This is a genomic window from Amycolatopsis sp. NPDC043887 (assembly GCF_056435665.1).
The window spans coordinates 404,128-430,530 of sequence record NZ_JBWKEB010000005.1; the positions used below are offsets into that span (position 1 = coordinate 404,128).

General features: G+C 68.6%; 17 protein-coding genes. 10 read left to right on the plus strand and 7 right to left on the minus strand.

Annotated features, from left to right (window positions below; all coding sequences use genetic code 11):
• The first annotated feature begins 9 nt into the window (after positions 1-9).
• The 3 genes from AC069H_RS16460 to AC069H_RS16470 are packed head-to-tail and all read left to right on the plus strand — an operon-like array spanning position 10 to position 3,933.
• Entirely contained in the window at positions 10-2,586 is a 2,577-nt protein-coding gene (locus tag AC069H_RS16460) for an FtsX-like permease family protein (RefSeq protein ID WP_478232937.1), read from the plus strand.
• Positions 2,579-3,271 carry an ABC transporter ATP-binding protein gene (locus AC069H_RS16465; RefSeq protein ID WP_340681814.1) on the plus strand — a complete coding sequence of 231 codons (693 nt, stop codon included), beginning with the start codon at positions 2,579-2,581 and terminating at the stop codon, positions 3,269-3,271. The genes AC069H_RS16460 and AC069H_RS16465 overlap by 8 nt, the downstream gene beginning before the upstream one ends.
• Positions 3,271-3,933 carry an ABC transporter ATP-binding protein gene (locus tag AC069H_RS16470; RefSeq protein WP_478228123.1) on the plus strand — a complete coding sequence of 221 codons (663 nt, stop codon included), beginning with the start codon at positions 3,271-3,273 and terminating at the stop codon, positions 3,931-3,933. The genes AC069H_RS16465 and AC069H_RS16470 overlap by 1 nt, the downstream gene beginning before the upstream one ends.
• 234 nt (positions 3,934-4,167) lie before the next feature.
• On the opposite strand, the gene AC069H_RS16475 is transcribed toward AC069H_RS16470, so the two are convergent.
• Entirely contained in the window at positions 4,168-5,811 is a 1,644-nt protein-coding gene (locus AC069H_RS16475; protein WP_478232849.1) for a tannase/feruloyl esterase family alpha/beta hydrolase, read from the minus strand.
• 198 nt (positions 5,812-6,009) lie between these two features.
• Between AC069H_RS16475 and AC069H_RS16480 the strand changes: the two genes are divergently transcribed.
• The gene (locus AC069H_RS16480) at positions 6,010-10,302 is read left to right on the plus strand and encodes a GH92 family glycosyl hydrolase (RefSeq protein ID WP_478232850.1); all 4,293 of its coding nucleotides are present in this window, start codon (positions 6,010-6,012) and stop codon (positions 10,300-10,302) included.
• A 64-nt stretch (positions 10,303-10,366) separates the two neighbouring features.
• Here AC069H_RS16480 and AC069H_RS16485 read toward each other — a convergent pair whose 3' ends face one another.
• Positions 10,367-11,773: an MFS transporter gene (locus AC069H_RS16485; RefSeq protein WP_478232851.1), complete on the minus strand. Its 1,407-nt coding sequence runs from the start codon at positions 11,771-11,773 to the stop codon at positions 10,367-10,369.
• 423 nt (positions 11,774-12,196) lie between these two features.
• Here AC069H_RS16485 and AC069H_RS16490 point away from each other — a divergent pair, with 423 nt between their 5' ends.
• From AC069H_RS16490 to AC069H_RS16500, 3 genes are read left to right on the plus strand one after another with little or no spacing between them, the layout of a single operon-like run.
• Positions 12,197-12,955, plus strand: a complete 759-nt coding sequence (locus AC069H_RS16490; RefSeq protein ID WP_478232852.1) for an SDR family oxidoreductase — start codon at positions 12,197-12,199, stop codon at positions 12,953-12,955.
• A gap of 55 nt (positions 12,956-13,010) precedes the next feature.
• The gene (locus AC069H_RS16495) at positions 13,011-16,082 is read left to right on the plus strand and encodes a GH92 family glycosyl hydrolase (protein ID WP_478232853.1); all 3,072 of its coding nucleotides are present in this window, start codon (positions 13,011-13,013) and stop codon (positions 16,080-16,082) included.
• Positions 16,079-18,211 carry an FUSC family protein gene (locus AC069H_RS16500; RefSeq protein WP_478232854.1) on the plus strand — a complete coding sequence of 711 codons (2,133 nt, stop codon included), beginning with the start codon at positions 16,079-16,081 and terminating at the stop codon, positions 18,209-18,211. The genes AC069H_RS16495 and AC069H_RS16500 overlap by 4 nt, the downstream gene beginning before the upstream one ends.
• Here the strand turns inward: AC069H_RS16500 and AC069H_RS16505 are convergent.
• Together AC069H_RS16505 and AC069H_RS16510 are read right to left on the minus strand one after the other, a co-directional pair.
• On the minus strand, positions 18,159-18,803 hold the full coding sequence (locus AC069H_RS16505; RefSeq protein WP_478228116.1) for a DUF4360 domain-containing protein: 645 nt from the start codon (positions 18,801-18,803) through the stop codon (positions 18,159-18,161). The two genes, AC069H_RS16500 and AC069H_RS16505, sit on opposite strands and share 53 nt — an antisense overlap.
• A gap of 195 nt (positions 18,804-18,998) precedes the next feature.
• Positions 18,999-19,640 (minus strand): DUF4360 domain-containing protein, encoded by a 642-nt coding sequence (locus tag AC069H_RS16510; RefSeq protein WP_478228115.1) that lies wholly within the window; start codon positions 19,638-19,640, stop codon positions 18,999-19,001.
• Positions 19,641-20,078: 438 nt separating this feature from the next.
• Here AC069H_RS16510 and AC069H_RS16515 point away from each other — a divergent pair, with 438 nt between their 5' ends.
• Positions 20,079-21,068: a malate dehydrogenase gene (locus AC069H_RS16515; RefSeq protein WP_478228114.1), complete on the plus strand. Its 990-nt coding sequence runs from the start codon at positions 20,079-20,081 to the stop codon at positions 21,066-21,068.
• Positions 21,069-21,081: 13 nt separating this feature from the next.
• Here AC069H_RS16515 and AC069H_RS16520 read toward each other — a convergent pair whose 3' ends face one another.
• Positions 21,082-21,465: a MerR family transcriptional regulator gene (locus AC069H_RS16520; RefSeq protein WP_478232855.1), complete on the minus strand. Its 384-nt coding sequence runs from the start codon at positions 21,463-21,465 to the stop codon at positions 21,082-21,084.
• A gap of 52 nt (positions 21,466-21,517) precedes the next feature.
• On the opposite strand from AC069H_RS16520, the gene AC069H_RS16525 reads away from it, so the two are divergent.
• Positions 21,518-22,354: an NAD(P)-dependent oxidoreductase gene (locus tag AC069H_RS16525; RefSeq protein ID WP_478232856.1), complete on the plus strand. Its 837-nt coding sequence runs from the start codon at positions 21,518-21,520 to the stop codon at positions 22,352-22,354.
• On the opposite strand, the gene AC069H_RS16530 is transcribed toward AC069H_RS16525, so the two are convergent.
• Positions 22,351-22,476: a helix-turn-helix domain-containing protein gene (locus AC069H_RS16530; RefSeq protein WP_478228111.1), complete on the minus strand. Its 126-nt coding sequence runs from the start codon at positions 22,474-22,476 to the stop codon at positions 22,351-22,353. The two genes, AC069H_RS16525 and AC069H_RS16530, sit on opposite strands and share 4 nt — an antisense overlap.
• A gap of 362 nt (positions 22,477-22,838) precedes the next feature.
• Here AC069H_RS16530 and AC069H_RS16535 point away from each other — a divergent pair, with 362 nt between their 5' ends.
• Positions 22,839-25,286, plus strand: a complete 2,448-nt coding sequence (locus AC069H_RS16535; protein WP_478232857.1) for a DUF6493 family protein — start codon at positions 22,839-22,841, stop codon at positions 25,284-25,286.
• On the opposite strand, the gene AC069H_RS16540 is transcribed toward AC069H_RS16535, so the two are convergent.
• Positions 25,269-26,402: an SWIM zinc finger family protein gene (locus tag AC069H_RS16540; protein WP_478232858.1), complete on the minus strand. Its 1,134-nt coding sequence runs from the start codon at positions 26,400-26,402 to the stop codon at positions 25,269-25,271. The genes AC069H_RS16535 and AC069H_RS16540 overlap by 18 nt on opposite strands.
• Position 26,403 lies beyond the last annotated feature (1 nt).

Genomic DNA, 26,403 nt, shown 5'->3' on the forward strand with positions numbered 1-26,403 from the left:
AGGGTGACGATGCCGTGGCGAGCGGCTCCGAAAGCGGCACTGACCAGTCCCCTGACTTTGATCATCGCCGCGGTGACCGCGTTGCTGGCCTGTTTCCTCGGGACCGCCGCCGTCCTGCAGGCCTCGGCCGCGGGTGGCGCGGCCGTCACGTATCAGTCCGGCATCGTGTGCCCGGACTACTACGGGCCGGTCTTCAGCAAGGACAACGTGCCCGCCGCGGTGGCTCCGCAGGTCGTCGACTCGGTCCGCCGGAACGCCGCGGCGCACGGCTTTCCCGCGCCGGTCACCTCCCGCTACACGCCGTACCTCTACGGCACCGAGTTCAACGGCGACCCCAACTACAAGGTCGTTCTCGCCCATCGTGACCAGGCGACGCAGGGCCACCTCGACGTGACGAGCGGATCCGCGGGCGCCGGGTTCCTGCTCGGCACCGTCGTCGCCGGGGCGGAGAACATCAAGGTCGGAGCCACGCCGAGCATCAAGGGCACCCCGATACCCCCGGTGACCGGGCTGTACCGCGACCTTCCCGACACGGCGCCGCGCTGGTGGTGCTCGCAGCAGCGGAACGCCGTCGTCAGCAGGCTCGCCAACGACCCGCTCGACTCGGTCATGTTCGCCAACGACGGGAAGACGTTCGACGACACGGTCCGCGCGCTGGGCGTCCCGACGATCAAGACGTTGCACATGTCGTTCTACGAGGCTCCGCCCAAGACCGTGAGCGAAGCCGAGGACCTGGAGGAACGGGGGAAGGCCCTCATCGCCGCGGTCAAGGCGGATCTGGGCTCCCGTGGCCTCGGTGACGCGATCGTCGGGTCGCTGCCGTTCGAGCGCTCGGTCGAGATCAGCAACCAGGCGGAATCGAACGTCCTGGTCTCGATCCTGCCGCTCGCGGCCATCAGCATTCTCGTCGGCTGCGCGGGGATCGGCACCGTCGCGTTGCAGTGGTACCAGCGGCGGCACCCGCAGCTGAGGTTGCTGTCGGCACGCGGCAGCGGCCCTGGGGCGCTGGGGTTGCTCGCGGTCGCCGAACTCGGGCTCCCGATCGTCGCCGGTGGCGCGCTGGGCGCGGCGTTCGCGCGGCTGTTGCTCGGGCTCTACGGACCACCAGGTGAACTGGATGATGGCGCGACGTTCTGGGGATCGCTCGTCGCGGCCGGGATCCTGCTCGTCTCGCTCGCACTGCTCGCCGGGGTGATCTCCGTCCGGACCCATCGGGAGTTCGAACTCGGAAGGGTCCGCTCCGGACGGCGCAAGAAGGTGAAGTTCCTGGCCTTCTTCCCGTGGGAACTGCTCACCGCCGGTGTCGCCCTGCTCGGCTGGAACCGGCTCGTCGACTACAGCAAGGGATCGCGGATCGGCAATCCGCTCCCCCAGGTCGACCCGCTCGCGCTCACGTATCCGGTGTTCGTCGTATTGACGGTCGGGCTCGTCGCCGCACGACTGGCCTGGCTCGCCCTGCACGCCTCGCATCGCGCCCGGCTGTGGTCCCGGCCTGCACTGCAACTGGCCATCCGGCGGCTCGCCAGCGCCCGCGCGCCGGTCACCGGTGTGCTCGTGATCGGCACGCTCGCCATCGGGACCCTGGCCACCGGGATCGGCATCGCGCGCGGGCAGGAAGAAGCCCTGCAGACGAAGTCCGCCATCTTCGTCGGGGCCGAGACCAGGGTCGACACCGAAAGCATCGTCGGCACCGGAAAGGTCGCGCTTCCCGCCTCACTGGACGGCGGCACCACGATCGTCGGCGAGCTGACCGGCACCGGCAATGTCGTGCTGGTCGTGGACCCGCGGACCTTCCGGCAGGCCGCCACGCTCGGTCCGCTCGACGGCGCCGAGGTCGACCGGTTGCTGAGCGGTCTGTCGAGCCAGGGCACCGGTGTCCCGGCGATCCGGATCGGACACGACGCGGCCCAGACGACCACGTTGCCCGCCGGTCTCGCCGAGGCCAAGGCGATCGGTGAACTGCCGATGTTCCCGATCATCGGCACCAAGGCCGGGTACGTGATCTCGCGGGAATCGCTCACCGAGGCGCAGTTGCGCACCGTGCCCAAGTGGAGCGTGCTGTCCAGCTCGTCGATGACGCGGGTGACCGAGGCGCTGGCCTCGGTGGGGGTGATGACGGCGGTCAACCGCGTCACCCGTGAGTCCGCGCTCGACGCGCTCCCGTTCTACGTGGTGTCTTGGACGTTCTCGTTCATGGCCCTGCTCGGGGCCGTGCTCGGCGTGGTGGCCGTGCTGTCGCTGCTGGTCGCGGTCGAAGTCCGACGGCGCCAGAACGCGCTCGCTGGGGCTCTGGTGCTGCGGATGGGAATGCGGCCACGTGCCCTGCTGGCGAGTCATCTGATGGAACTGGGCACCCTCAGCGGGCTCGCCGTGGTCATCGGCGTCGTGTGCGGTGTCTCGGTCGCGGGGCTTTCGGTGCCGCGGTTCGATCCGGCGACGTTCCTCCCGCCGCAGTCGGCGCTGCCCGACCCGACCCCGCTCGCCCTGACCGTGCTCGCCGTCGGTGTGCTCGTCGTGGCGCTGGCGGGCTGGATCGCGATGCGCTCGGTGCGCACCGCCCGAACCGCGGAGTTGATCCGTGCCTGAGAAACCGATCTTCCGGCTGCGCGGGATCGGCGTCGACTACCAGACGCCGGCGGGCACGGTCACCGGCGTCGAGGACGTCACCTTCGACATCCCGGCGCGCGGGATCACCGTGCTGGCGGGGCCGTCCGGCTCCGGCAAGTCCACCCTGCTACGGACGCTCGGCCTCTTCGAGCAGCCCGTACGGGGCACGATCTCCTTCCAAGGCAGCGAAACCGGCAAGCTGCGGCATCGTGACCGGCGGGCGCTGCGGCGGAACCACCTCGGCCTGGTGTTCCAGAATCCGACCGACAACCTGCTCGCGTATCTGAGCGTCGCGGACAATCTCCGCGCGGCGGCCGAATCGGCCGGGACCGAATGCCTGCCTGACGACATCCTCGAGCAACTGGGGCTCGGCGGGACCGGCAGCTGGCGGATCTCCGCACTGTCCGGCGGACAGCAGCAGCGCCTCGCGTTCGGCTGCACCCTCGCCCGACGCTCGACCGTCGTACTCGCCGACGAGCCGACGTCCCAATTGGACGAAGGCTCCGCCGACCGGGTGCTCGACACCCTGAAGTATTTGGCGGATCAGGATTTCGCCGTCATCGTGGCGTCGCACGACGACCGGCTCATCGAACTCGGCAGCCGGGTCGCGCGGATGCACAAGGGCAGGCTGGAAGAAGTCGAAGAACGGGAGGTCGTGCCGTGATGGCGGAACCCGCCCTCGAGGCCGTCGGGTTGCGCCGCCGGTTCCCCCATCCCAGCGGGGACGTCGAAGTCCTGCGCGGGCTCGAACTGCGGGTGGCCCCGGGAGAACTGGTCACCGTGTCCGGCCGGTCGGGTTCCGGCAAGAGCGCGCTGCTGGCGCTGCTGTGCGGTTTCGACTCGCCCGATTCGGGCAGTGTCCTGCTGGACGGCGTCCCGATAGCGGGCGCGCCGCCGTGGCACACCTGCGCCGTCCTGCCGCAGGCGCTCGGCCTCGCGAACGAGCTCACCATCGCGGAGAACGTGGCGCTGCCGCTGCGGCTCCGATCCGACGTTCCCAAGCCCAGCGCGAAAGACATCCACACGCGGGTTTCGGAGCTGCTGGAGGAACTCGGGATCGGCGATCTCGGTGACCGCTACCCACTCGAGGTCTCGTTCGGGCAGCAGCAGCGGGTCGCGCTCGCCAGGGCGGTCAGCGGGCGGCCCCGGGTCCTGCTCACCGACGAGCCGACGGCGCACCTGGACGCCGGGAGCACGCCGCGGGTGCTTCGGCTGTTGCGGCGCTGCGCCGAAGAGGGCGCCGCGGTCATCGTGGCGACGCACGACGACGAGGTGCACCGGATCGCGGACCGGCGGGTACGACTGCTGGACGGCGTCCTCTCCTGACTCGTGAGTGGTAATGACGGTTCTAACCGTCCTTACCACTCACGAGGGGACCTGGGCCAGCCTGAACGTGCCGTTGCCGGCGTTCTGGTGTCCGTGAAGGCCTCCTTCCTTACCTTGAGCGTAGGGAAGGAGGCCTTCACGGACCCGCGATCGACCGGCAGTCACCTCCGGTAGGTACGCAAGACACCGTTGGCTCTAACGTCCTTACCACTCACGAGACGCGCCCCAACACCTCTAGGGAGCTACCGGCCCTGCCTTCCCGTACAGCCCGTTCCCCGCCCAGTTCACAAGATCGCGCGAAGGCCGCGAGGGCGGGACTGGCACGAAGTTGGCCGCGTCGTCGACGCTTCCGGTGCCGTCGTACTTCGCCTGCAGCGGATACGGGAACACCGGCCGCGTGCGGAAGACCTTGCCGTCGGCGTCGCGGCCGGTGGCGACCGTCCGGTCCGGCGCGGCGCCGCGCTCGACCCAGGAGACGAGTTCCTTCAGCGGGTCGTACTCGGTCAGCTTGTCGCCGGTCGCGCAGTGGTACAGCGCGGGCACCATGAACAGCCGCGCCCAGTCCCGCGTCGCGGCGGGGCCGCCGTTGGCGCGGGTGAGCCGCTCGTAGTAGTCGATGCTGCCCGCGGCGGGGATCGCCTGGTCCGCCCAGCCGTGCCAGATCACGAGTTTCCCGCCCGCACGCCGGAATTCGCGCAGGTCCGTCGACATCGCGTTGGAGCGGACGCCTTCCGGGGTCAGCCTGTCGAATTCACGAGCGGTGAAGGCGAACTTCTCGACCGACGAATGCCGTGTCCCGATCGGGTACGCCATGTACTTCAGGTAGTTGTCGGCGAGCGAGTGCGCGAACGGGATCCCGCCGGTTTCCGGGGACGGGATGATCCAGCCGTACCAGGAGAGTTCGGAGCCGACGGTCTGGCCACCCGGGTACAGCTTGCGGCCGCGTTCGTCGGTCGGCGGCGCGTAGATCTTCTTGGTGGCTTCGACCTGTGCGGTGGTGAGGCAGCCCGCGTTGTCGGTGCCCGGCGGGCAGGCGATCGTGGCCGGGTCGAAGCGGCACGTGCGCGGATCGTCGATGGCACCGTCGCCGAGCCCGTCGGACTTGTCGCAAGAGGACAGTGCGGCGGCGTGCAGGGCCGGGAGTTTGTCTTCGGTCAGGATCGGCTCGCCGTCGGCGCCGGTGTTCACCTTGGCGAGCCAGGTCTGGTAGACGCCGAGCAGCGGCCCCCAATATCCGGCCGGCGCGCCCGCGAGGATCCCGTCGAAGTCGTGGGGATAGCGCTGCGCGAGCAGAAGCGCCTCGCGGCCGCCGTCGGAGCAACCGCTGAAGTACGACTTCTTCGGAGGAGCGCCGTAGAACTGCGTGATCAGCCGCTTGGACGCCTTCGAGACCACGTGCGGGGCGCGGAACGCGAAGTCATCGCGCGCGGCCTGGTCGTTCTCGGCCCACTTGCCGTCATCGACGATCGCGGGGGTCTTGCCGACGTGACCGTCGTCCGTGGCCGCGACCGCGACGTCGCCGCCGTGCGGGAGGCCGCAATCGGCGAACGGTGGCGTGGTGACCACCCCGCAGAACCCGCCGCAGCCGAACTGCAGGTACCGGCCCGCGTAGGTCTTGGTGGGCAACCGGAGCTGGAACCGCACCGCAGGTTCGACGTAGCCGCGGACGTCGCAGTTCTCGGGTTCGGTCGCCGTCGCCGGCACCACGGTCGCGGTCTCTACATGCGTGACCGCGCCGGGGATGTCATAGGTCCGCACCAGATCGGCGCAGGTGCGCACCGGGCGGAACGTCGTTTCTCCGGCGGTGGCCGCCGGAGCCGTGAGTATCGAGCCTGCCGTGATGAGCGCTGCCACGCCGAGCATGGACAACCGCCGCATGTCCCCACCCCAGTTTCCCGATCGGCCTCAGTCGTCTCTTCACCCTGGCCCCGGCCCCGGCGGTTGTCCACCAGGTTTCCGGGCATCCGGGTTGTCCAGTTCGGGCCAGGTTTGTCCGAGTGTCTTGACATCGATGTCACACGCGAGCTTTTCTCTCTTGGCGTCACCGGTCCCCTGCGAGAAAGCATTGGTGCAACGATGCCCCGAAGCGTCAGACCTTGGGTCTGCAGCCTTCTGAGTGCCACGGTCGTGGCGTCCGGGCTGGTAGCCCTCCCCGCCACCGCCGCGGCCGAAGAGGCCCCGCCGGACTTCTACTCCTCGTTCGAGCCGGGCGAACCGCAGCCGACGTGGAGCGACACCGTCGACGTCGACCCGTCCGGCAAGCCGAAGGCCTTCGGTGTCGACGGCGCGAACGCCACCACCATCCCCGGTGACATCCGCGGCAAGGTCACCGAGGTCTCCGCCAACAGCGAGAACACCCCCAACGAGGGGGTGGCGAACCTCGTCGATGGCTCGACCGACACCAAGTGGCTGGCCTGGACCCCGACCGGCTGGGCGCAGATCACGCTGTCCGAGCCGACGTCGATCACCCGGTACGCGTTGTCCTCGGCGAACGACTTCGACAACCGCAACCCGCAGGACTGGACGCTGAAGGGCTCCGCCGACGGCCAGACCTGGACCGATCTGGACAAGCAGACCGGGCAGAAGTTCAGCGAGCCGTTCCAGAAGAAGGAATACCGCCTCGCCGCCGCGAGCGCCGCGTACAAGTTCTTCCGGCTCGAGATCACCAAGAACAACGGCGGCCCGATCATGCAGCTCTCGGAGCTGCTGCTGGCCAACGAGGACCCGGCCCCGCCTGCGCTGCCGAACATGCGTAGCTTCACCGACAGCGGCCCCGGCAGCGGTTACACCAGCAAGAACCGGGTCGGGTTCACCGGTCTGCGCGCGTTCCGCTACTCCGGCAGCCACAAGGCGCAGGGGCACGGCTGGTCGTACAACAAGATCTTCGACGTCGACATCCCGGTGGCGGCGACCTCGGAGCTGTCGTACAAGGTGCAGCCGGAGTTCATCCGCGGCGACCTCAAGTACCCGAGCACGAACGTCGCGGTGGACCTGGCGTTCACCGACGGCACCTATCTGAGCCAGCTCGGCGCGGTCGACCAGTACGGTTTCGGGCTCTCCCCGCAGGGCCAGGGCGCGAGCAAGGTGCTGTACACCAACCAGTGGAACCTGGTGCGCTCGCAGATCGGTGTGGTCGCGAAGGGCAAGACGATCGACCGGATCCTCGTCGGCTACGACAACGCCGACGGCCCGGGTTCGCTGCAGGGCTGGCTGGACGACATCAAGGTTTCGGCGACGCCGACACCGCCGGCGAGCCTTCGCCCGTCCGACAACGTGCTCACCACTCGCGGCTCGCTGTCGAACGGGTCGTTCTCGCGGGGCAACAACATGCCCGCCACCGCGGTTCCGCACGGGTTCAACTTCTGGATCCCGACGACCGACGCGGGCACGTTGAGCTGGATGTACTCCTACCACTCGCGCAACAACGAGCAGAACCTCCCGGCGCTGCAGGCGTTCTCCGCGAGTCACGCGCCGAGTCCGTGGATGGCGGACCGGCAGACCTTCCAGTTCCTGCCCTCCACCGCGTCCGGAGTGCCGAATCCCGACCGTGAGGCGCGGAAGCTGCCGTTCAAGCACTCGAACGAGACGGCGCGGGCGCACTACTACGGTGTCGACTTCGAGAACGGGATCAAGGCCGAGGTCGCGCCGACCGATCACGCGGCGCTGTACCGCTTCAGGTTCCCCGGGGCGGACTCGAACCTGATCTTCGACAACGTCAACAACAACGGCGGGCTCACCCTCGACCCCGCCGGCCGGGCGATCACCGGGTACAGCGACGTGAAGAGCGGGCTGTCGGCCGGCGCCACCCGGATGTTCGTCTACGCCACCTTCGACAAGCCGGTGACCGCCGGTTCGAAGCTGTCGACCGGTTCGGGCGACCAGAAACGGGACAACGTCCTCGGCTACCTGAAGTTCGACGCGGGCGCTGACAAGACGGTGAACATGCGGATCGCGACCTCGCTGATCAGCGTGGACCAGGCGAAGAAGAACATGGAGCAGGAACTCGCCCCGAACGCGACGCTCGAGTCCGTCGCCGGTGCCGCGCAGAACGCGTGGGACGAGAAGCTCAAGGTCGTCGAGGTCGAAGGTGCCTCGAAGGACCAGCTGATCACGCTGTACTCCAACCTGTACCGCCTGTTCCTGTACCCGAACTCGGGCTTCGAGAACGTCGGCACCGTCGAGAAGCCGGTGAAGAAGTACGCGAGCCCGGTGTCGCCCAAGGCCGGTCAGGACACCCCGACGCAGACCGGGGCGAAACTGGTCGACGGCGAGTTCTACGTCAACAACGGGTTCTGGGACACCTATCGGACGGTGTGGTCGGCGTATTCGCTGCTCAGCCCGGACACCACCGGCAAGCTCGTCGACGGTTTCGTGCAGCAGTACCGTGACGGCGGCTGGATTTCGCGCTGGTCCTCCCCCGGTTACGCGGATCTGATGACCGGGACCAGTTCGGACGCCGCGTTCGCGGACGCCTATCTCAAGGGAGTCAAGGGTTTCGACGTCCAGTCGGCCTACGACTCGGCGATCAAGAACGCGACGGTGACCCCGCCGAACGGCGCGGTCGGACGCAAGGGAATCGACGAGGGCACGTTCCTCGGGTACGCACCGAACACCGCGGACCACGGGTTCTCGTGGGCGATCGAGGGCTACGTCAACGACAACGCCATCGCGAACATGTCGAAGAAGCTCCACGACGAGGCTCCGGCGAACGATCCGCGCAAGCAGGAGTACCTGGACAACTACGGATACTTCACCGAGCGGGCGACGCAGTACGTGAACGTGTTCGACCCGAGTGTCGGCTTCTTCCAGGGCCGTGACGCGGCGGGCGAGTTCACCCGGAGCAAGGAGGAGTTCGACCCGGAGGTCTGGGGTATCGACTACACCGAGACCAACGCGTACGGCATGCGGTTCTCGGTGCCGCAGGACGGACAGGGCCTGGCGAACCTCTTCGGCGGTAAGGCGGGGCTGGCGTCCAAATTGGACGAGTTCTTCGCCAAGCCGGAGCAGGGTCTCAAGTTCGGCACCTACCCCGGCGTCATCCACGAGATGACCGAGGCACGGGACGTGCGGATGGGCATGTACGCGCATTCCAACCAGGCCGCGCATCACACGCTCTACATGTACGACTACGCGGGTCAGCCGTCGAAGACACAGGCGAAGGTCCGCGAGGCGCTCGCCAGGTTGTACGTCGGCAGCGAGCTCGGCCAGGGCTACGGCGGTGACGAGGACAACGGTGAGCAGTCGGCCTGGTGGCTGTTCGGCATGCTGGGCTTCTACCCGCTGCAGGTCGGCAGCTCGGACTACGCGATCGGCTCGCCGCTGTTCACCAAGGCGACCGTGAACCTGCCCGGCGGCAAGAAGATCGTGGTCAACGCGCCGAAGAACAGCGCGAAGAACGTCTACGTGCAGGGTCTGAAGGTGAACGGCAAGGCGCAGACCTCGACGTCACTGGCGCATTCGGCGATCGCGAACGGCGGGACGCTCGACTTCGACATGGGCCCGAACCCGTCGTCGTGGGGTACCGGCCCGGACGACGCGCCGAAGTCGATCACCAAGGGCGACGCGGTGCCGACCCCGGTGCACGACCTGACCAAGCCGGTCTCCGGCGGGGACGCCGCGTTCTTCGACAACACGTCGCGGACCGAGGCGAAGGTCAAGGCGCCGATCCAGTACCAGGTGCCTTCGACGAACGAGGCGGGTTCGTTCTACACGCTGACTTCGGGCAAGGGCGCGGGTGACGCGAAGAGCTGGGTGCTGAAGGGCTCCTACGACGGGAAGACGTGGGCGGTCGCGGATCGGCGGACCGACCAGACGTTCCAGTGGCGCCAGCAGACCAGGGCGTTCAAGATCGCGAATCCGGCGCACTACGCCTACTACCGGCTCGAGGTCACCGCGACCACGGGCGGGGAGGCGTCGCTGTCGGAGTTCGAGGTGCTGGGCAAGCCCGACGCGGCATGCACGGAGACGATCACCGGCGAGCGCAAGGGTCCGCTGACCGTTCGGAGCGGCGTGACCTGTGTGGACGGTGCGACGATCTCCGGTCCGGTGTCGGTGGCGGCGGGTGCGAGCCTGATCGTTCGCGGCGGCTCGATTTCCGGGCCGTTGACGGCGACCGGCGCGGCGCAGGTCGTGCTGGACCGGACGAAGGTGGGCGGTCCGGTGGCGATCACCGGGACGACCGGGTCGGTCTCGATCGAGCTGACCGAGATCGGCGGGCCGGTGGCGTTGACGGGCAACAAGGGGCCGGTGCTGACTGCCAGCACGATCGGCGGACCTCTGGCGTGCGCGGCCAACTCCCCCGTTCCGACGGACCACGACCTGCAGAACACCGTCCGCGGCCCGGCCGCCGGGCAGTGCGCGAAGCTGTAGTCCTCCGGTGAGTACGTGAAGGCCCCCTTCATTGCGCCTGGCGCGGTGAAGGGGGCCTTCACGTCTATTCGGGACGTCGGCCGCGGACGATACCGAACCCGACGAGGGCCGCGGACAGCAGGGTGAGCGCGAGCCCGGCGCAGGTGATCGCCTCCGGGAAGTCGGCCGACCGCTGAGCCGCCGTCAACGCGCCGGGGAAGACCAGCGCCAGGATGGTGCCGCTGAGCGCGATGCCGATCCCGGTGGTGACCTCGCTGGAGGTGTCGACGAGCGCGGCTCCGATGGTGGTCCGGTTCGAGGGCAGGCCGCGCATGACGTTGGTGCCCGCCACGACACCGACCACGCGCATCCCCGCTGCCACGAGGGCGAGCGCGACGGCGATCCAGGCGTAACCGAGCCCGCCGAACACCGTGTAGACCGCGAGCCCGCACACCACCGCGGCGGCGCTGAGCCAGGCGGCCTTGTCGAGGCCGACGCGGGTGATCAGCGGGCCGATGAGGGCGCCTCCGGCGATGAGGACGATGACTTGGGGCAGCATTCCCAGCGCCGCCTGAGCGGGTGCCCAGCCGAGACCGAACTGCAGCTGCAGTGTCACGAGGTACCCGAGGCCGGCGGTCGCCAGCCCAGCCGCGGCTTTGAGCGCCAGGCCGCTGGACACGAGCGGGCGGGCGATGAGTTCCAGGTCGAGCAAGGGATGCCGGGCGGTCTTCTCGCGGACGACGAAACAAGTTCCGGCGACGAGCGCGGCAACGGTGGCACCCCAAGGCAGGGTCGAGGCGGTGCCCGCTACGACGAAGAGCGTCGGGGCGACCAGCGCGAGGACGATCGTGGCGGTTCCCAGCACGGCACCGGCGACGTCGATCGGATCGTGGCGCAGGTCGGCGGGCTCGTCGGCGGTGATGCCGGCCCGGATGCCGAGGAACGCGAGCGCGGCGACCGGCACGTTCACCAGCAGCAGCGACTGCCACGGCGCGACGGTGAGCGCGAGCCCGCCGGCGGTGGGGCCGACGGCGAGGCCGATCAGGCCCACGGTCGAGATCAGCGTGGTCGCGCGGACGCGCAGGACGTCGTCGTCGAACAGGCGGAACGCGAGGGCGAGTGATCCCGGCGTCGTCATCGCGGCCGCGACACCCATGAGCGCCCGGACGGCGATGAGCTGCCACGCGGAGGTGACGAGCAGCGTGGCCAGGCTCGCCAGTCCGAGCAGGACGAGCCCGGTGAGCATGATCTTGCGCCTTCCTGCCCGATCGGCCAAGGCACCGAACGCCAGCATCAGGCCGCCGAACACGACGGAGTAGGCGCCGGTCACCCATTGCAGGGTGGTCGTCGAGGCGGACAGCTCACGGCCGATGGTCGGCAACGCGACGTTGAGGATCGAGTTGTCGAGCATCTCGACCAGGAACACGGCCGAGAGCCCGGCCAGCGCGGGCCATTTCCCGGCCAGGGAGGGGCTTTGGACAGGGGAACGCATCACGTACTCCTTCGAAGTGAAGGAGTGGCGGTTCATTCGATCCCGCGTATGCGCGTGCCCGGTACGGCGGGCACGTTTCTACCCCGATATCCCGATCATACGGCGCTCGTGAGCGGCAAGGACGGCTAGGTCCGACCGTGGTCTCGGGATCTGCCGCGGACCGGTCCGTGAAGGCCTCCTTGCCTACCCTGAGGGTTGGCAAGGAGGCCTTCACTACCTCTGGGACCGCCATGCTCGTCCCGCGCGCAGCAGTGATCACATCGGTCTCGTGAGTGGTAAGGACGGTTAGAACCGTCCTTACCACTCACGAGACCAGGCGGAAGCGCCCCGCACCGCCAGTTTCCGCACGTCCATGTACAGGGCATCCGGCGGGGTGGCCCGCCGGTTCTTGAGGGTGGAAGCTCTCGTGAACGGAGGATCAAGGTGACGAACCCGATTCTGGTGACCGGCGGTACCGGCGACCTCGGCCGTGAGGTGGTGCGGCGGCTGGTGGCCGAAGGTCGGCCGACCCGGATCATGAGCAGGCGACCACGTCCCGCCGACGAGCCGAACGAATGGGCGCGGTGCGATCTGAAGACTGGTGACGGCCTCGCCGAGGCGGTCGACGGTGTTTCGGCGATCATCCATTGCGCGTCGACGCCGGGCCGCGGGGACGAGCGGGTGACGCGGAACCTGGCCGAGGCGGCGCGGCGGGCGGGCGGTCCGCATCTGGTGTACATCTCGATCGTCGGCATCGACGTGATCCGATTCTTCTACTACGACGAGAAGCTGGCCTCGGAGAAGGTGATCGAGGAGTCCGGTCTGCCGTGGACGGTGCTGCGCGCGACGCAGTTCCACGAACTCGTCGCACGGGCGTCGGCGGCGCAGCGGCGGCTGCCGGTCACGTTCATGCCGTCGGGGTTCCGGTTTCAGCCGGTCAGCACCGCCGACGTCGCGGATCGGCTGGTCGAGCTGGTGTCCGGTGCACCGTCGGGGCGGGTGCCGGACATGGGCGGCCCCGAGGTGCGCAGCGCCCGTGAACTGGCGGAGGCGTATCAGCGGTCGGTGGGACGCCGGAAGCCGATCGTGTCGCTGTGGTTGCCGGGCAAGGCGGCCCGGGCGTTCCGGGCGGGCGGCAACCTGACGCCGGAGAACGCGACCGGCGTCGGCACCTTCGAGGAGTTCCTTTCCTCACGCGTTTAGTCCTCTGGATGCGGCACACCGAGCCGCGCTCACGCGTCCGAGTTACGGTGGCCTGGTGACGATCACCGGGTTCTTCTCCTCCTTCGAAACGGGTGATCCGCAGCCGGTCGATCCGGCCCTGCGCGTCGGCACCGGCCCGGCTTCGTCGCCGACCGCGAAGACCGGCGTCGGCTTCACCGGCGCGCACGCCCTCCACTACGAGAACACGCTGCGCGCGACCGTGTTCGAAGTGGACGTCGAGGTCACCGGCGACACCGAACTGTCCTATGTGGTCTTCCCCGAAGCGGGGACCGACTACCGCGGCACCTTCGTGGCGCTGGACGTCGAGTTCGCCGACGGCACATCGGCCGGGTTCAGCGCCACGGAGCAAGGGCTGGACAAGACGCTGTACGTGGACCAGTGGAATCTCGTGCGCCGCCGGCTGGGCGACTTCGCCGGACGGCGGATCGCCCGGGTCGTCCTGGTCAGCGAACCACCGGACGGCGAGAGCACGGGCTGGGTGGACGACGTCCGGATCGCCGAACGCGCGGTCGGGATCCGCGAGCCGGTCGACCACGTCCGCACCACCCGCGGCACACAGTCCAGCGACAAGTTCTCGCGCGGCAACAACTTCCCCGCGACCGCGGTCCCGCACGGCTTCAATTTCTGGTCCCCGGTCACCGACGCGGGCGCCACCAATTGGATCTACAGCTATCACCGGCACAACGACGCCGCGAACCGCCCGGCGCTGCAGGCGTTCGCGCTGTCGCATCAGCCGAGCCCGTGGATGGGCGACCGGCACACCTTCCAGGTGATGCCGGGGATCGGTCCGGTCGAGGCCGACCGGGTCCGGCGCGCGCTCGCGTTCTCCCATGACGACGAGGTCGACCGGCCGCATCACTACGGTGTCCGGTTCGCCAACGGCGTCACCACCGACATCGCACCGGCGGATCACGCGGCGCTGTTCCGCTTCACCTTCCCGGGTGATCGCGGCTGGCTGCTGTTCGACAACGCCCGCAACCGGGGCGGGTTGAGGCTCGACCCGGCGAACGGCGTGGTCACCGGCCACACCTGGGTGCGCAGCAGGTTGTCGACCGGGGCGCGGCGGATGTTCGTGCACGCCGAGTTCGACGTCCCGGCCGAACGCGGAGGGAGGATCCGGCGTCCGGTGTGGCGCACGGTGACCGGTTTCCTGGAGTTCGCCGCGGGCGAGGTGACGATGCGGATCGCGACGTCGTTGCTCAGCCTCGCGCAGGCCAAGCGGAACCTCGATCAGGAGATCCCGGCAGGCACGAGCTTCGAGCAGGTCCGTGACCAGGCCCGCGCGCAGTGGGCCGAGGTGCTGGACCGGGTCGAGATCGAGGGCGCGACCGAGGACCAGCGCACCACGTTCTACTCCAACCTCTACCGGCTGTTCCTGTATCCGAACTCCGCGCACGAAGTCACCCCGAAGGGTGTCCGTCACGCGAGCCCGGTCATCCGCCGCCTCTGGCCCAGCACGCGCACCAGGACCGGCGCGAAGGTCGTGGACGGCGAGATGTACGTCAACAACGGCTTCTGGGACACCTACCGCACCACGTGGCCCGCGTATGCCCTGCTCACGCCCGGCCGGTGCGGGCGGATGATCGACGGGTTCGTCCAGCAGTACCGCGAAGGCGGCTGGATCTCGCGCTGGTCCTCCCCCGGTTACGCCAACCTCATGACCGGCACCAGTTCCGACGTGGCGTTCGCCGACGCGTACCTCAAAGGCGTGCGCGGGTTCGACGTCGAGGCCGCCTACGAAGCGGCGCTGAAGAACGCGACGGTGACGCCGCGCGGGCAGAGCGTCGGCCGCAAGGGCCTGCACGAGTCGATCTTCCTCGGCTTCACGCCGACGTCGGTCCACGAAGGGCTGTCGTGGGCACTGGAGGGCTGCATCAACGACTTCGGCCTGGCCAATTTCGCCGAAGCGCTCGGGCACCACGACGACGCCGCGTACTTCCGGCAGCGTTCGCAGCAGTACGCGAACCACTTCGACCCTCTGATCGGCTTCTTCCAGGGTCGCAACCGCGACGGCAGCCGCCATTTCGCCCCCGAGGGCTACGACCCCGAGGCATGGGGCGGCGACTTCACCGAGACGAACTCGTGGAACACCGCCTTTTCGGTACCCCACGACGGCGCCGGGCTCGCCGCGCTGCACGGCGGCACCGAAGCGCTGGAGTCCAAACTGGACACTTTCTTCGCGACCCCGGAGACCGGCCTCAAACCCGGCTCCTACGGCGGGCTGATCCACGAGATGACCGAGGCCCGCGACGTCCGGATGGGACAGTACGGACATTCCAACCAGCCGTCCCATCACATCCCCTGGATCTACCACTACGTGGGCGCGCCCTCGAAGACGCAGCGGATCGTGCGGGAGGTCCTGCGGCGGCTCTACGTCGGAAGCGACCTCGGCCAGGGCTATCCGGGCGACGAGGACAACGGCGAGATGTCCGCTTGGTACGTCTTCGCCGCGCTCGGGTTCTATCCGCTGGCGATGGGCAGCCCCGAGTACGTGATCGGCGCACCGTTGTTCACGAAGGCGACCGTCCACCTGGAGAACGGGAAGGACCTGGTCATCGAGGCGCCCGGCAACACCGGCGACACCGTGTACGTCCAAGGGCTCACGATCGACGGACGTCCGCACGACAGCAGCTCGCTCCCGCATTCCACGCTGGCCGAGGGCGCCGTGCTGCGGTTCACGATGGGCGAGCAGCCGTCGGACTGGGGCCGCTCCCCAGCCGAGCCCGCCGACCCGCGGCCGCTCACGGACATCACGATGGCCGGCGGTCCCCTGTTCGACGACACCACCAAGACCGAAGTCACCTTCCCCGAGCGCGAACCTGTCATCGAGTTCCCAGTCGAGAACGGGTCGCGAGAGGTGGTGATGTACACGCTGACCTCGGGCAGCCGCGGGGGTGATCCGCGTTCGTGGGTGCTGGAGGGATCCGACGACGGCGAGCACTGGACGCTGCTGGACCAGCGTGAAGGCGAGAAGTTCCGTTGGCGCCGCCAGACGCGGCCGTTCGCCCTCGCCGGGACGGCAAGGTACGCCCGATACCGTCTTCGCGTCACCTCGTCCACCGCCAGGCGGGTCACCCTCGCCCAAGGAGAGCTGCTCGCCCGATGATCACCCGCATCACCCAGGCCACGACCGACCGTCTGGTCGCCTCCGATCCGGGCCTGGTCCGGCTCCGGCTCGGCTTCTCGGCCGTCCTCAGCATCGTCGTCGCGGTGCTGGCGATCCTGCCGTTCCACCAGCCGCTCACGGTCATCCTCGTCGCAGCGATCGCGGGGATGACGTCAGCCTTCACCGTCAACGACGCGACCCCGGGCCAGCAGGCGGTGACGCTGGTGCTGGGGCTGGTATTCGGTGCGGCGTCGCTCACGGCGGCGAGCGTGGGCTCGGCGGTGCCGCCACTGGACAGTGTCGTGTTCGTCCTGCTGATCTTCGTCGCGGTCTACGCCCAGCGGTTCGGCTCGCGTGGGATCGCGCTGGGCTCGCTGTCGTTCTTCCTGTTCTTCTTCGCGATGTTCCTGCAGACGCATTTGAAGCAGGTCCCGGCGCTGCTGCTGGCGCTGACCATCGGGATCGCGGCCAACGCGGTCGTCCGGTTCGTCCTGGTGCGCAGGCACACCGACGCGGAGTTCCTCCGGATCCGGCGGGCGTTCCGGGCCCGGCTCGCCGCGGTGGTGCGCGCGGCCGAAGACCACCTCACCGTGGGCGGCAGCGAACGCACCCGCAAACGGCTCCGCAGGACGAACGCCCGCATGCACGAGTCCGTCCTGCTCATCGAGGACACCGCGCCGGAGGTGATCGGCGCGGACTCGGTGAACCGGCTCCGCCGCCGGGCGATCGAGGTCGAGCTGGCGGTGCAGTGGCTCACGATCACGGTGCAGCGCACCTGCGCCGAAGACCTCGACGAGGACGTCCGCGACGATCTGATCGCCCGGATGCGGCGCTTCCGGTCGCTGATCGAGCGCGACCCGCGAGAGTTGCCGCTGATCAGCGAGACCGAAGAGTTCAGTAAGATGCTGGTGGAAGGCAGCCGGATCGACGAGCACGCCGCACCCGGTGACGGCGTCCGCCGCGCGCTCGCCGAACTCGCGCTGGCCGACGTGCGCGCACAGCGGGTGGCCGAGCACGACGTCTCCGACGCCGCCGACGATCCCGAAGACCCCGAGGAGGAGAAGTCGTCGGCGTTCGCCTACGACAACCAGACGCGCAGCGCCATCCAGGCCGTGGTGGGCGGCGGTCTGGCCGTGCTCGGCGGAGAGCTTGTGTCGAGCCAGCGGTGGTACTGGGCGGTGCTGACCGTGTTCGTGGTGTTCATCGGCTCGTCGACCGCGGGGGCGACGTTCGTCAAGGGTGTCCGGCGGCTCGGCGGCACGCTGATCGGGATCGTGGGCGGGCTGGTGCTGACGCTGCTGGTGTCGGGCAGTGTGCCGGCGACGCTGGCGCTGATCCTGGTGTGCGTGTTCGGCATGGTCTACATGGCGCGGGTGTCGCAGGTGATCATGGCGTTCTTCATCACCAGCATGCTCGGGCTGCTGTACAGCCTGCTGGGGACGTTCAGCCTCGAGGTGCTGTGGATCCGGGTCGCGGAGACCGCCGTGGGCGCGGCGGCCGGGGTGCTGGCGGCGGTGGTGATCGTGCCGGTGCGCACGCGGGCGGTGATGCTGGACGACGTCTCGGCGTTGCTGGAGGAGCTGGACGAGTTCGTCGAGAAGGCCGCGGGCCTGCTGTCCGGCGCGGAGAACGTGAGCGTCATCGAGAAGTCGCGTGATCTGGACCGGGCGGTGGACAAGGTCCGCACGACGATCGAGCCGCTCACCCATCCGGTGAATCTCAGCAGCCGCCGTGACTACGGCTGGCACGTGCTCACCACGGTGGAGGCGATCGCCTTCCACTCCCGCCACGTCGCCGCGCGGTCGCAGCCGGGGCTGCTGCTCGACGAGGCGGACCGGCTGCTGCTGTACACCGGGCGGATCCGGGAGAACACCGCGGTGCTGAGGAAGGCGATCGGTGATCCCGGCGGTTCGGGGCACGGGACGCTGATCCGGGACGACGGTACGCCGGTGGCGGACCGGATCGACGATCCGCGGGCGCGTTCGGTGCTCACCAGTCTCGGGCATCTCGACGAGACGGTGATCGCGCTGGGCCGCGCGTTCGGGGTCGAGGCCACGGATCCGGAGCCGTCAGGAATCAGCTCTTCGGCTTGGGACAGTTCTTCCACGAGAAGTGGTACGTGGTCTTGATGGAGCCGTCGGTCGAGTCCATCGTCACGAAGCTGGTGGTCTTCTTCGGATCGGAAGTGCCGACCGCGGCCCGCAGTTCCGTGTTGATGTTGAAGTTCCGGTCCTCGCCGCAGGGTTTGTAGACGATGGCGCCGATTTCGATGTTGTCGGTGAACTGCCAGTTGTCCTCGAACGGGCCTTTGAGGCTGTGGGTCACATAGGACGTCGGGGAATTGCCCTGGAAGTAGTAGTTGGCCCGTTCCAGCCCGGTGGCTCCCGCGGCCAAGGAGGCGAACCCGCGGTAATCCGTGCCCGCGATGCCGTAGGTGAATCCCTGCGGCACGTGGACATACAGGTTGAGCTGGCAGTTCTTGCGCAGATCGGTCGGTTTCGCGCCGACGCCGACCTGGGCGGTGTATTCGCTGTAGGTGACGGTGAACGCGGTGTTGTCCGGCGAGACGGAAATGGCGGCCGTACCCGGTTTACATCCGGTCCCGTTGACGTTCACGACGTCGATGACTATCTTGTCGGACGGCAACGGGGGCGGCACCCAGGCGTTCGGAGTGACGACCGAAGAGAGCAGCGTTACGGCAGCGACCAGCGCGTTGAGCATGGGATCCTCCCAAGAACGGTTTCGGTCACCGGACGGGGTGACCGCCGAAAATGAGGTCGTCGAGAAGGCTCGTCGCCGCCGAGCGGGCGGCGACGAGCGGTGGAGCCCTCGTTCAGGGCAGCCAAGACCCTGACCGGCATGGGTGGGACGGCCTTCTTCCGCACCGGGAAGCAGGCCGTCACCCGGAAACAGCCGTCAGGACTTCGGGCAGGTCTTCCACGAGAAGTGGTAGGTGGTCTTGAACGCGCCGTCGGTCGAATCCATCGTGATGAAACTGGTGGTCTTCTTCGGATCCGACGAACCGGCACCGACCCTCAGTTCCGTGTTCACGTTGAGGTTCCGGTCCTCACCGCACGGCTTGTAGATGATGACACCACCTTCGGCCTCGTCACGGAATTGCCAGTTGTCCGAAATCGGCCCGTTGACGGGATGATTGACGTGCGCGGTCGGGGAATTCCCCTGGAAGTAGTAATTCGCCCGCTGCAGCGCCTTGGCGCCGGATTCGAGATGGGCGAAACCGCGGTAATCGGCACTGGCGATGCCGTAGGTGAATCCCTGCGGAACGTGGATGTTGAGGTTGAGCTGGCAGTTCTTCCTGAAGTCGGTGGGCTTCGCGCCGACGCCGATCTGGGCGGTGTATTCGCTGTAGGTGACGGTGAACGCGGTGTTGTCCTTGGCGACGGCGACCGCGGACGAACCCGGCGGACATCCGGAGCCGTTGACGGTGACGACGTCGATGACGACGCGATCGGGCGGCGGTCCCGGCGGCGGGGACATGCTGTTCGGTGTTATTATCGACGAAAAAAGCGATACAGCGGCGACCATTGTATTGAGCATGAGGTCCTTCCCGAAAACTTCCACACGGGGGCGGGGAACTGGGCGGACCCATGTTAGCGAAACGATCTTCACGATGCCGTCCGCCGATCGGACGCAAACGTCCCGGCAATCGGTTCATGAAATGAAATCATGGCCTGTAACCGTTTTCCGAATCCAACGGAAACACCGCCGGACCGGGAAAACACCATTCACTTCGCACGATATGAAAAAGGCTTTCGCGGGTTCGCCGTTGACGATCCCGGAGAGACAGGCTTTCCGTACCGCACACGGACCTCCCTCCCCACGCGGCGCAGCGCGTGAGCCGGGTCACCCGGCGGTGTGATGCGGCCGCGGACCGCATCGATCAAGAAAACAGTGACTGGACGCACCCGAACGGCGACTCGGGACAGGACTAGCATCGCGGTACAAGTCGATGTCGCCTCAAGCTGGAGAACCGCAATGACCCAAGCCCCTGTCAACGTCACCGTCACCGGTGCGGCCGGCCAGATCGGCTACGCGCTGCTCTTCCGCATCGCGTCCGGTCAGCTGCTCGGCCCGGACACCCCGGTGAAGCTGCGGCTCCTGGAGATCCCGCAGGCGGTCAAGGCGGCTGAGGGCACCGCGATGGAACTCGAAGACGGCGCGTTCCCGCTGCTGTCGGGCATCGACATCTTCGACGACCCGAAGCAGGCCTTCGAAGGTGCGAACGTCGCCCTGCTCGTCGGCGCCCGTCCCCGTGCGAAGGGCATGGAGCGCGGCGACCTGCTCGAGGCCAACGGTGGCATCTTCAAGCCGCAGGGTGAGGCCATCAACGCCGGCGCGGCGAGCGACATCAAGGTCCTCGTGGTCGGCAACCCGGCCAACACCAACGCCCTCATCGCACAGGCACACGCACCCGACGTCCCGGCCGAGCGGTTCACCGCGATGACCCGCCTCGACCACAACCGCGCCCTCGCGCAGCTGTCGAAGAAGCTGGGCGTGCCGGTGACCGAGCTGAAGAAGGTCGCGATCTGGGGCAACCACTCCGCGACCCAGTATCCGTCGATCGCGCACGCCGAGGTGGCCGGCAAGCCCGCGACCGAGGTCATCACCGACCAGGCGTGGCTGACCGACGACTTCATCCCGACCGTCGCCAAGCGCGGCGCGGCGATCATCGAGGCCCGCGGCCTGTCCTCCGCGGCGTCGGCCGCCTCCGCCGCGATCGACCACGTCTACACCTGGGTCAACGGCACCCCCGAAGGTGACTGGACCTCGGCGGCCGTCGTGTCCGACGGCTCCTACGGAGTCCCGGAGGGCCTGATCTCCTCGTTCCCGGTCACCGCCGCGAACGGCGAGTACAAGATCGTCCAGGGCCTGGAGATCGACGACTTCTCGCGTGCCCGCATCGACGCTTCGGTCAACGAGCTGGCCGAAGAGCGCGACGCGGTGAAGAAGCTCGGCCTCATCTGAGCCTGAACCACCTTCACGAAGGCGGCCGTGTCCCCCGGGACGCGGCCGCCTTTTCGCTGCCGATGATCGTGTCGAGGTTCGCGCGGGTGGTCTCCAGCTCACCGATCGCCTCGTCGATCCGGTCGCGCTGCCGCCGCAGCGCCTCCACCAGTTCCGGGCAATCCGGCGTCAACCAGCCGTCCTCGTCGACGATGCAGGGCAGGATCTCCAGGATCTGCGCGGTATTCAGCCCGGCCGCCAGCAGGATCCTGATCCGCCGCACCGCCGCCACGTCGGCGTCGCCGTACACCCGGTAGCCGCTCGGCCGCCGCTCCGGGGTGAGCAGGCCCTGCTCCTCGTAATACCGCAGCGCGCGCCCGCTGACACCGGTCCGCCGCGCGAGCTCCCCGATCCGCATCCGCACTCCCGACTTGACTCTCACGTCAATGTCAAGGTTTAGCTTAGCCGCCATGACCACCGTGACCGTCCTCGGACTCGGCCCCATGGGCCACGCCCTCGCCGCCGCGTTCACCGCCGCCGACCACCCCACCACCGTCTGGAACCGCACTCCTGGCAAGGAAAACGGCCTCGACGCCACCGTCGCCGCCACTGCCGCCGAAGCGCTCACCGCCAGCCCGCTCGTGATCGTCTGCGTGCGTGACTACGCCGTGGCGCAGTCGATCCTCGACGCCGACGCGCTCAAGGGCCGCACGCTCGTGAACCTCAGCGGCGGATCACCACGGCAGGCCCGCGCAATGGCGGCCTGGACCGCCGAACACGGCATCGACTACCTCGACGGCGTGATCATGGCCACCACCGACGCGATCGGCGGCCCGGACGCGGCCCTGTTCTTCAGCGGCCCCGCCGACGTCTACGAAACACACCGGCCCACACTGGCCGCCCTCGGCGAGAACGCGCTGTACGTCGGCGACTCACCCGGCCACGCCGCAGCGTTCGACGCATCCCTGCAGGACATGCTCTGGACCTCCATGAGCGGAGTGATCCACATGCTCGCGCTCGCCAAGGCGGAGAACATCGGCGCCACCGACATCGCCGCACACGCCAAGGCACTGCTCGGCTTCTTCCCCGCCATGATCGACCTGCTCGCCGAACAGGTCGCCACCGAGAACTACTCCGGCGACGCCGGCACCCTCGAATCCACCGCCGCGACGATGGACCACGTCCTCGACGCGATCCGCGCGCAAGGCCTCGACAACGGAGTCCTCACCGCGGCACGAGCCCAAGTCCGGCACGCGATCGACGCGGGCCACGGCTCCGACGGCTTCGCCAGGCTCGCCGCCCTCTAAGAGCGGAACTGCCGCGCCTTGATCCCGTACTGGCCCATCTTCCGGTACAGCGTCGCCCGGCCCATCCCGAGCTTCTCCGCCGCACCGACCACAGTGGACCCCGGCTCGGCGAGACACCGCACGATCGCGACGCCGCCTCCCGCGCCACCCGGCGCAACTGCTTGGCGTTCTCCGGCCAGTCGAAGAAACCGAGGTCACCGTCCACCTGAGGCTCCCGACGTCGTTCTGCTCGCCCAACTTCGCCTACCTCATGGCCTCCGACGCCAAAGACGTCCTCACCGCGCTCGACGCCCTCGACGCCGGACGCATCCGCGGCCGCGCGATCCTCGTCCCCTGAGGTGCTCGGTCCGTGAAGGACCCCTTCCCTCGGGGCAGCCGAAGAAACTCGACCTTCACACCTTCCCAAGTACATGAATGCCCCTAACACCTCGTGAGTGGTAAGGACGGTTAGAACCGTCCTTACCACTCACGACGCAATGAGCCCGTGCACCTCGACGCGCTCCTCACCGGCCAGCCCTCGGAAGTCCTCACCCGGACCCTCGAGCTCTCCCACGCCGAGCGGAAAGCCCTCCTCCCCGAACTCCTGGCCGCCTTCAAGGACAGCAGCCAGTTCGTCGAGATCAAGCCCAACACCTACGGCGCCCGCAACCCGCTCAGGGGTCAGCAAGCCGCGACCGCTCTCTGGGCCATCCTCCCCGCCGGCGACCCCCTGCTCCGCAAGCTCTGGATCGCCTCACCCACGATCCTCGAACGCGTCCTGCAGGACCGATCACTCACCGAACGCAAGACGATCGCACTGCGCATGATCGGCCACCACACCGCCTGGGAAGCCATCCGCCGCATGATCCTCGACGGCGACCTCGAACCCATCCGGACACCGGAGTACCACGCCGGCTGGTTCCGCTGGGCCGGACGCTTCGGCGGGAAACCACTGGCCGAACGGCTCCGGACCGAACCCGAAGCCCTCACCGAAATCTGGGAACTGCTCACGATCGAAGGCAACGGCGACGGCAGCTTCGCCGCCTTCGACAAGTACGTCCGCGACGAGGACAAATGGTCCACCGCGCTGCTCGAACTCACCGAAACCGGCGAACTCGACCGCACCCGGCTCCTCGACCTCACCCTCGACATCCTCGCCCGCGACTTCGCCGCCTTCCGCGCCCAGTGGTACACCGCGCTCCACGAAGCGCTCGCCCCCACTCCGAACGAACGCACAGCGGCTCAGCACCGCTATGCCCGGCTGTGCGGAAGCGGCCTCCCACGCACCGTCTCCTTCGCCGTCAAAGCACTGTCCCTTGTGGACAAACAAGGCACGCTGGACGACGAAGTCGCACTCCAGCACCTCCCCGCCGCAGCCGCCGGACGCGGCGCCGCCACCGCCAAACTCGCACTCAAACTCACCGGCCGCATCGCCGACCGACGCCCCGAACTCACCGACCTCGCCAACGAGGTCTTCGAAGCGGCACTCACCCATGACGCCTCCGACGTCCGCGCCATCGCCACCGCCCGGCTCGGTGTCACCCCTGACGCGGCACCCGTCATCGAGACCACCGAGTACCCGGAATCCACCCGAACACCGTGGGACCAGCGCAAGACGCTGACCGTCCCGCTCGAAATCCCCGACACCCCGGCCACGGTCGCCGAAGCCCTTTCGTCCCTGCTCGCCGACCCCGACCAGGCCGACCTCCTCCTGGCCGCCCTCGACGGCGCCCACCGTGTCGCCGGCGAACTCCGGGACGCCCTCAAACCGCTGGTGAAACGCGCCGCCCGGATCGCCGACCAGAAGTACAGCGCGGCCGTACCGAAGATGATCGCCACCCTCATCCTCGGCCTCACCGGACGCGACGTCGCCCCTCCGCCGAAGGTCGACGGCTGGCGCCGCCCCCTCCACCACCGGGTCACCGCCCTACTCGAAGGCACCGCCGTCCCCGTCTCCGCCGCCACCCACCAAGGCGGCTGGCTCGACCCCGTCGCCTTCGTCGCCCGCATGCTCGAACACCCCGACGCGGCAGAAGACGACGTCGCCGACGCACTCCTCCGGCTCGCCCCCGACACGAGACCCGCAGCCCTCGCGCTCGCCGCGGATCTCACCGGGCCGCACGCCGACACCATTCGCTATGCCCTCGGCGGACCGGCCATCGACGACACGGGCTGGACCGCCCTCGCCGCCGCCCGCGCCCGGCACCCCGAATCCGCCGACCCCGCCGCCGCACTCCGCGGCGAACCCGGACCGGCCATCACCTGGACGGCGAAAGCCGGCCTGACCCACTACGGCTCGAACACACTGAACGTCGAACAAACCCCGGAACCCGTCTCACCGGGCGCTCCCTGGCTGGGCATCCCCTTCGACGGCCGGGCCCCCGAGTGGCTCGGCTTCACCGAATGCCACGAAGCGGTCTCGTCCCCGTATGACCGCGACCACCTCGAAGCCACGGTCGCCGGAAACCTGTACTTCAACGACATCGAAGTCGGCTATCCCGTGGAGCAGGCCGCGCTGCCCCCGTTCCTCGACAGCCCCTCGGTACCGGGCCTCCCCGGCACGATGCTCCTCGCCACCACCCTCGCGCTGAAACGCCCCGCCGCCGTCCAACTCGGCACGGACGCCGTGCTCACCCTGCTGGACCGGCGGATGCTCGGCCCCCGCGCGCTCGGCGAGGCGCTGGGCGTACTCGGCTCGCAGCTCATCATCACGCGACTGGCACCCCGGCTCGCGGTGATCGCGAACGAACACCCGATCGCCGTTCTGTCCACACTCGACACTTTGCTGCCGAAGCTGGTGCCCTCCCACCGCGGCATCTTCGCGCTGCTGGAGCTCGCCGCGGACCTCGTGGACCGCGGAGCGGGCACGATCAGCGCCGAAACGAAGGAATGGCTCGCAGGCTTCAAGGGCGGTTCGAAAGCGGCGAAGGCGGCGTCACGACTCAGCGGCTGACATCCGGGCCGCCAGCACATGTGAACACGGCCCTCGGTTCTCCTGATGCTTGGCCCACCACGCACACGTGCACCCGGCGGGCGAAAGCCGGACACGCTGCACCGAGCCGGCACGGGTGATCTCGTAGCCACCGTCCGGCAACATACGGACGGCTCCGGCGGCGAGAAGCTCCCGGGCTTTCGCCAGCCGGCCGTTCGCCGGAGCGGCCCCGCTCGGGAGCTCGCGCGGGAACCACGTGCCGTCGACGACGTCGTGCCCGGCGCGACCCGCGACGAGTTCCGGCGCTTCGAGCCCCGCCGCCAGCGCGTTCAGCCAGCCGCCTTCGCCCGAGACACCGCGGGACGGCTCCGGGGACAGCGTGACGACGAGCCGCGCTCGCTCCAACCGAAGCACCCAAGTCGCGACCTCGCTGTCCGGTCGCGTGTAGACGGTCAGTCCCTGGACGAACCGGATGAGCGGCTCGACGATCCGCAACCGATGGAGCCCGGTCGCCGGGATCGAGTCCCGGCCCGGCCGTGACGTCAGCCGGAGCCCACGGCCCGACGCCACCGCCCAAGACTTGCCAACCGCAGTGGGGAGCCTCCGCAGGAAGTTCCGTGCCTCCGCCTTGTCCAGCTCCGCCTTCTCGACCGCTCCCACCGTGACAGCGGCGACCTCGGCGAACCCCGACACCCAGCGATCCGGCAGCGGCACCACGGACTCGTCGTTCTGCCCGTCGAGAGTGCGAAGGCGGACCCCCTCACCACGAACGGTCAGGTGTAACGGATCCTGGGCCACGACCCCGGCCAGAACGGTCCGCGTCGCCTCGGACAGGTCCACATTGGTGCAACCCTCACCGAGACCAACCGCCTCCAGCAGATCGAGCCTGGCGTAGACGCCGCAGCACGGCGAGAAAGCCTCCGCTCGCAGCGTCGTCCGGTCCGCGGTGAAGACCGGATCGGATTCGGCGATCAACCGCTTCACCATGGACGGCGGCATCCAGAACCGGGTGCGGGCGACCTTCCCCAGCACGAGCAGCGCCTGGGCCGCCTGTGCTCCAGGTTCCAAGAAACCCTGGAAGAGCACGGACGTCGAGGCGTCCTCCTCCAACTGCTCCAGCAAGACGTCGGTGATCACC

Excerpts from the sequence above, each read along its gene's own strand:
- AC069H_RS16460 (WP_478232937.1), top strand. The coding sequence starts at position 10 with ATGCCGTGGCGAGCGGCTCCGAAAGCGGCACTGACCAGTCCCCTGACT.
- AC069H_RS16470 (WP_478228123.1), top strand. The coding sequence starts at position 3,271 with ATGGCGGAACCCGCCCTCGAGGCCGTCGGGTTGCGCCGCCGGTTCCCC.
- AC069H_RS16475 (WP_478232849.1), bottom strand. The coding sequence starts at position 5,811 with ATGCGGCGGTTGTCCATGCTCGGCGTGGCAGCGCTCATCACGGCAGGC.
- AC069H_RS16480 (WP_478232850.1), top strand. The coding sequence starts at position 6,010 with ATGCCCCGAAGCGTCAGACCTTGGGTCTGCAGCCTTCTGAGTGCCACG.
- AC069H_RS16485 (WP_478232851.1), bottom strand. The coding sequence starts at position 11,773 with ATGCGTTCCCCTGTCCAAAGCCCCTCCCTGGCCGGGAAATGGCCCGCG.
- AC069H_RS16500 (WP_478232854.1), top strand. The coding sequence starts at position 16,079 with ATGATCACCCGCATCACCCAGGCCACGACCGACCGTCTGGTCGCCTCC.
- AC069H_RS16505 (WP_478228116.1), bottom strand. The coding sequence starts at position 18,803 with ATGCTCAACGCGCTGGTCGCTGCCGTAACGCTGCTCTCTTCGGTCGTC.
- AC069H_RS16510 (WP_478228115.1), bottom strand. The coding sequence starts at position 19,640 with ATGCTCAATACAATGGTCGCCGCTGTATCGCTTTTTTCGTCGATAATA.
- AC069H_RS16515 (WP_478228114.1), top strand. The coding sequence starts at position 20,079 with ATGACCCAAGCCCCTGTCAACGTCACCGTCACCGGTGCGGCCGGCCAG.
- AC069H_RS16520 (WP_478232855.1), bottom strand. The coding sequence starts at position 21,465 with ATGCGGATCGGGGAGCTCGCGCGGCGGACCGGTGTCAGCGGGCGCGCG.
- AC069H_RS16525 (WP_478232856.1), top strand. The coding sequence starts at position 21,518 with ATGACCACCGTGACCGTCCTCGGACTCGGCCCCATGGGCCACGCCCTC.